Source organism: Clavibacter sp. MX14-G9D, assembly GCF_032917815.1.
In the GTDB taxonomy this organism is placed as follows: Bacteria; Actinomycetota; Actinomycetes; order Actinomycetales; family Microbacteriaceae; genus Clavibacter; species Clavibacter michiganensis_K.
This window is the reverse complement of the sequence record NZ_JAVCVL010000326.1, coordinates 1-2047: the sequence shown is the minus strand read 5'-3', so window position 1 is coordinate 2047 and position 2047 is coordinate 1. Positions and strand designations below refer to the sequence as shown.

At 77.4% G+C, this 2047-nt stretch carries 2 protein-coding genes; both read left to right on the top strand.

Features of this window, described 5'->3' with window-relative positions; translation table 11 throughout:
• Positions 1-721 (top strand): YcnI family protein (locus Q6969_RS15260; RefSeq protein ID WP_396335564.1); only part of this gene is annotated, 721 nt, incomplete at its 5' end.
• A partial coding sequence (locus Q6969_RS15255) for a PepSY-associated TM helix domain-containing protein (RefSeq protein WP_317231205.1) occupies positions 718-2047 on the top strand: 1330 nt, incomplete at its 3' end. The genes Q6969_RS15260 and Q6969_RS15255, both read left to right, overlap by 4 nt.

The window sequence follows — 2047 nt, the reverse complement described above, 5'->3', positions numbered from 1 at the left end:
AAGGACAGCCATGCTCTCCCGCACCGCCCCGCCCGCCCCTCGACCCGACCGCCGCGTCGGCGCCCGCCGGATCCCCGTCGCCCTCGGCGCCGCGGCCGGTCTGGTGCTCGCCGTCTCGGCGCCGCTCGCCGCCTCCGCGCACGTCGAGCTCGACGCGTCGTCGACCGCGCCCGCCACCCTCAGCGTCCTGACCTTCGCGGTCGGGCACGGCTGCGAGGGATCCGCCACGACCGCCCTCGCGATCCGCTTCCCCGCCGATGTGCAGGCCGTGAAGCCGACGCTCGCGCCCGGCTGGTCGGTCGCCGCGCAGGAGGCCGCCGAGGGCACGACCGTGACCTACACGGCCGACGCCCCGTTGCCCGACGCGCTGCGCGCGACCGTCCAGGTCGAGGCGCTCCTGCCGGTGGACGGCGAGGCGGGCGACGTCGTCGAGTTCCCCACCCTGCAGACGTGCGAGGTGGGATCCACAGACTGGTCCGAGGCGTCCACCGGGGGCACCGAGCCGGATAACCCGGCGCCCGCGATCACGCTCGCCGACGCGTCGACCGCCGACGGTGCCGCCGCATCCGCCGCCGGCACCCCGGTGACGGCCGCCCCCGCGGCCGCCCCGGTCGACCCGGTCGCGCGCCTCCTCGGCCTCGGCAGCCTCGTCGTGGGCGTCGTCGCCGTGATGCTCCTCACGCTCGGCATGCGCCGCCCGCAGCAGGGCGGCCGACGGTGACCGCCGTCGACGAGCGCGCGGGCGTCGCGGATCCCGCCGCCGGAGGCGCCGCTCCGGTGCTCACCCGCCCGCAGCGCGGCTGGTTCCTCCCGCTGCTGCTGCGCCTGCACTTCCTGGCGGGGATCCTCGTGGGCCCCTTCATCCTCGTCGCGGCGCTGAGCGGCGCGGCCTACGCGCTCGCGCCGTCCGTCGAGCAGGTGGTCTACGCCGACGAGCTGCACGCCCCCGCGACGGGCAGCACCGTGCCGCTCGCGACGCAGATCGAGGCGGCGGAGGCCGTGGTCGGCGGGTCCGGCGCGCTGGTCGCCGTGCGGCCCGCCCCCGCGCCCGGCGACACGACGCGGGTCATGTTCACGGGCGACGGCCTCATCCCGAGCCAGACGCGCGCGATCCTCGTCGACCCGGCCGACGCGTCGATCCGCGGCGACCTGCCCGTCTACGGGACGAGCGGGTCCCTGCCGCTGCGCACGGCGATCAGCCACTTCCACCGCACCCTGGGGCTCGGCGACCCGGGCCGCCTCTACAGCGAGCTCGCCGCGAGCTGGCTCGGCATCGTGACGCTCGCGGGCCTCGGCCTGTGGATGGCGCGCTGGCGCCGTTCGCCCCGCCGCCGGGACCTCGTGCGGCCGGACGGGCGCGCCACCGGGTACCGGCGCATCCTCTCCTGGCACGCGTCCACCGGCGTGTGGCTCGTGGCCGGGGCGCTGTTCCTGTCGGCCACGGGCATCACGTGGTCGCAGCTCGGCGGGCAGAACGTGACGGACCTCCGGGCCGCGCTGAGCTGGCAGACGCCCGCCCTCGCGACCGCGACCGGGACCGCGGGAGGCGGCGCGGCGACGGCCGATCCTCACGCCGGCCACCACGCGGCCGCCGTGCCTGCCGCACCCGCCGCGGTCGACCCCGCGACCTTCGGCGCGGTCCTCCGCGTCGCCCAGGGCGTGAACGTCGACACGGGCCTGGTCGAGATCAAGCCCCCCGCGGAGGCCGGGACGGCGTGGACGGTGAGCGAGATCCAGCGCAGCTTCCCGACCGAGGTCGACCAGGTGGCCGTCGACGGCAGCACGCTCGAGGTGGTGGGCCGCACCGACTTCGCCGACTACCCCCTCCCCGCGAAGCTCGCGCGCTGGGGGATCGACACGCACCAGGGGACCATGTTCGGGCTGCCCAACCAGCTCCTCCTCGCGGTGACCGCGCTCGGCATCGCCGCCATGGTCGTGTTCGGGTACCTCATGTGGTGGAGGCGCCGGCCCGGCGTCGCGCGTCCCGGCCGGCCCGCGCCCGCGGGCGCGCTCGTGCGGGCGCCGTGGTGGGGCATCGCGGCGGTCG